Source organism: Shewanella sp. 11B5 (assembly GCF_002836795.1).
Classification (GTDB): Bacteria; Pseudomonadota; Gammaproteobacteria; order Enterobacterales; family Shewanellaceae; genus Shewanella; species Shewanella frigidimarina.
On the sequence record NZ_PJAP01000594.1, the window covers coordinates 1 to 3,967 of the forward strand.

The 3,967-nt window shown below is 39.8% G+C and carries 6 protein-coding genes and 1 pseudogene; all 7 read right to left on the reverse strand.

Annotated elements, in window-relative coordinates; genetic code table 11:
- A partial coding sequence (locus CXF78_RS13790; RefSeq protein ID WP_102037123.1) for a putative ATP-dependent zinc protease occupies nucleotides 1-839 on the reverse strand: 839 nt, incomplete at its 3' end.
- Between the two features lie 54 nt (nucleotides 840-893).
- Nucleotides 894-1,244, reverse strand: coding sequence for a DUF3802 family protein (locus tag CXF78_RS13795; protein ID WP_011637171.1), 351 nt, complete (start codon nucleotides 1,242-1,244; stop codon nucleotides 894-896).
- 82 nt (nucleotides 1,245-1,326) lie between these two features.
- A complete protein-coding gene (locus CXF78_RS13800; RefSeq protein ID WP_180957144.1) occupies nucleotides 1,327-1,902 on the reverse strand; it encodes a YceI family protein in 576 nt (191 codons plus the stop codon).
- A 50-nt stretch (nucleotides 1,903-1,952) separates the two neighbouring features.
- On the reverse strand, nucleotides 1,953-2,450 hold the full coding sequence (locus tag CXF78_RS13805; RefSeq protein ID WP_102037125.1) for a YaiI/YqxD family protein: 498 nt from the start codon (nucleotides 2,448-2,450) through the stop codon (nucleotides 1,953-1,955).
- Complete coding sequence (gene pdxH / locus CXF78_RS13810) at nucleotides 2,450-3,088, reverse strand: pyridoxamine 5'-phosphate oxidase (protein ID WP_102037126.1); 639 nt, start codon at nucleotides 3,086-3,088, stop codon at nucleotides 2,450-2,452. Before pdxH ends, CXF78_RS13805 begins: the two co-directional genes overlap by 1 nt.
- 102 nt (nucleotides 3,089-3,190) lie before the next feature.
- Entirely contained in the window at nucleotides 3,191-3,391 is a 201-nt protein-coding gene (locus CXF78_RS13815; protein WP_102037127.1) for an arginase family protein, read from the reverse strand.
- Nucleotides 3,392-3,652: 261 nt separating this feature from the next.
- Nucleotides 3,653-3,967: pseudogene (locus tag CXF78_RS13820) on the reverse strand (S-adenosylmethionine decarboxylase proenzyme); the annotation flags it as partial.

Sequence of the window (3,967 nt, forward strand, 5' to 3'; positions counted from 1 at the left end):
TTTCGGCCAATTAATAATTTATAACCCATTTCGGTACGATCTTTAAGGTTCACATCGACTATAAATTCGTGACGAGGCTCACCAACACTTAACCTCACCATATAACGTCTTTCTGTACCTTGTGCATTACGAATTAACGATGTACCCCTAATTTTGGTGCGTACATCGGCTTTTTCGCCTTTTTCATTCGCTGTAGTAAACGTAATCATCTTACCGATGTTATTTTCAATGTTCACTTTGTCCTCATTTTCGACTCGAATGTTCACAGCGTGTAATGAGTTTTCTACGGCACCTGTGTCGATACGCGTGTTGTACATTAAGCCAGTTTGTTTAATGCTTAACTCGGCTAAAGGACCTATGGTCTTTTTGTCAGATACGTCCACAATGTAATTGTGCTTTAAAAAATTACGTCCGATGAGTAGTTTGTAATTCATGTGGCTTCGGTCGCGTAAATTAACATGAATATCATGCAACTCACTGGGAAAACCGACATCAAGCTTCACCATATAACGGGTTTCAATACCTTGAGAATTCTTCACCCTTGAAGTACTAACAATTTCGGCTTGAATGCGTTTTTTCTCACCGCGTTCATTTTCAGTGGTGAATTCGACAATTTTGCCAACATTGCTTTTCATTTTTTTAGATGCACCGCCAATGATTTCTAAATCGACAGCATGCAGTGAAGTATTTACGGCACCTGTATCAATGCGGGCATTATATTGTAGTCCTGACTTAGCGACGGTCATGGTTTCAACTTGACTTAAAACGGTTTTATTACTCGCAAAAACAGATATAGAAAGCAAACACAGCAGAGTCGAAATCACAATTCTTTTAAACATGGTCAATCCCAAAAAATCTACAAATCGCTTTATTAGCGGCCAGTTGTAATACGTTTATTGCAATAAATGATCAACTTCTTGATCGAATAAATTTTTAATCAGTCCAGAAAATTCAGTAATAAAGATACTCTGTTCAGGGGTGGCTTGTTGATTGGAGACAGAGGCTAAAATCTCTTCTAAATCATATACAATTGCGTCAATTTCGCGGATCACCATATTACGCTGTGCGAATGATAATTGCGGGTTTTGACCACATACCATAATGATCTGAGCAGATAACTGCTCTTCAAACAGTTCCATGACGGTTTCCGTTGCAGCGGCATTATTCTGGGACGACTCAAACAGCCCTAAATGTTCAGTTAAATACTGAATTAAATGCATGTATCCGTCTTTGTCAGTAACCATTTTATACCACCCTTATTAAAAACTTCTTAACAACAAATGGCTCTCAACCTGATGATTGAAAGCCATTAACAACCACGTATAACTATTGCGCTAAGGTTAGCACAAATGACACTGGCACTGCTAAGCTGATGCTCGGCAATCCCGCCATTTCTTTAAGTTTTTCGACACCGGACACTAAATCAAATTCATTTGCTTGAACAATTACTGGCGCTAAACTTGAAATCACCATTTTCTTGTCAGACAATTTAGCCACTAACACTTCAAAACTTTTCTGTTGTTTCTGACCATGTAATTTTATGGTCGCCTCAACTTGAGTCGTTAGCGTGTCACCGACTTTTAATCCAGCTAGCAATTTCGGATTAACTACCGCATCCAAAGTTAACTTTGGAAATTGTGCAACTTCAAATAATACGGTCTGCATCCGTTGATCACGAATTTCTATTCCGGTATCAACACTGCTTAAATCAATCGATAGAGAAAAGGCACCAGCATCCGTTAAAGCACCTGCAACTTGTTTAAAATGATGCACTTCGGCAACATCGGCCTTCTTAATCGAAATGAAGCTCACTCGAGAATGATCTTGATTGACTTGCCAATCGCCTGCTATCACTGATGTACTCAGCAAGCTCACGGCTAATAATGGTAACCATTTTTTCATCATAAAGTCCTTTGTATAGAAAGTCAGATTAAGTATAGAGTAATCTTTGGTTATATCTTGCTGGGGATCAATCTCGCCAGCCATTTGTCCAACGCTTGTGCAAATGCATGTTTATCCGTTTGCGAAAAACTATTCGGACCGCCAGTATGGATACCACTGCTGCGCATTTCTTCCATAAAGTCACGCATAGTCAGAATCTGCTTTATATTTTCAGCGGTATACACCGTACCACGAGGGTTTAATACTAATGCGCCTTTATCAACCGCATCAGATGCCAGAGGAATATCAGCAGTAATCACTAAGTCCCCTTTCACTACTTGTTCCACAATGTAGTTATCTGCTTCATCAAAACCCGAACTCACCCTTATCATGCTAACTAATGGTGAGTTAGGTACTTTAATCATTTGATTGGCCACTAACACTAATCGAACTAATTTACGCTCAGATGCCCTAAATAACATCTCTTTAACTGGGTTAGGGCAAGCATCAGCATCAACCCAGATTTTATTGGTTATCACCGCAAAATGCTCCACTTCATTAACACTCATTAAGGTGCCAACCGATCAATATTCCAATCCGCATCGGTTTTAGTGTAAATAAATCGGTCGTGTAACCGATGTTCACCGCCCTGCCAAAACTCAATGCTGGCTGGTCGCACTAAATATCCACCCCAAAACTTAGGTAATGGAACCTCACCTTGGGCAAATTTAGCTTTCATTTCAGCAAATTTACCTTCTAGAGCCTGCCTTGCGCTAATCTTGCTTGATTGTTTAGATACCCAGGCAGCGATTTGGCTGTCTTTTGGTCTAGACATAAAATATTTAGCCACATCCAACATCGATAATGGCTCCGCTTTCCCTAATACAGCCACTTGACGTTCTAGTGGATGCCAGGGAAACAGTAAACTGATTTTACTGTTAGTGGCAATCTGTTTTGCTTTTCGGCTTTCTAAATTAGTAAAAAATACAAAACCGTTATCATCAAACTTTTTTAGTAACACAATACGCTGAAAAGGTTGGCCATCTTCGTCCACCGTCGCGACGCACATGGCCGTCGGGTCAGAAAGTTGGGCATCTTTTGCCTGTTGCATCCATTGTTCGAATAGATCCATTGGGTTAACAGGCAAATTCGCTCGTCTTAATCCACCTTGGGTATATTCACGGCGAATATCACTTAAATCACTCATATTGGCTCCTCATTAAACCTTTCTGTGTCTATTCTACGCTGAGCCGACACAAAAAAGCCAACGTCAACTCGTTGGCTAATGTGTTTAATTACAAAGTTGAAATTACTTTTTAATTAAGCCTTTACCTTCAGTCCAGACGTGTAGCATTTCAAGGTACAGTGCTACTTCAGCAAGAGCGGTAATATATAGAGAATTGTGAGACGGTGCCACTTCAACAACATCCATGCAGACAACGTTTATACCGAGTAGACCACGAATAATCATCATCATTTTATTGCTAGATAATCCGCCACAAATAAGCATAGTTCTTTAAGGTGCAAATTTGGGTCTAAACAACCATTGACCGTAGCGGCATCAACAATACTTTTACTCAGGCTAAAATCTCAAGGCCAACGGTTGTTCCCTATGAAAAGGTAAACCGATCACCACAACGTCTGCGTCAGACTCGGTTGATTTAAAACCGAGCGGTTAGCGTAAATAGCTAAATGCGTTTGAATAAAGCGGATAATCAGTTTTTTCGTGAAAGTAGTCATAAACTATCCAAAAGCTGGCAACTGCAGGTAATTACAAGAGTGTCGGGCTTAGCACTTCTAAGCCATTTTGCTGATAGTGGCTGAAGTGTATATTGAAACCTTGCTCAATTGTCATCGCGCAATGGCTTAAACACAAATAATGTGGGAAAGGCTTATTGGCAATATGACTATTAAAACCAATAATGTCGCAGCTATTAGGCTGTAATAATCTCACCAACTCAGCAAAAATATCAACCTGAGTTGAGCTGATATCAATGTTAGTTTCAACACTCACATAAGAGCTATTTTCTTGTGGCGTAATGTGTATTGTAAAATATTCAGTACCGCGAATACCGTTGATTGAATA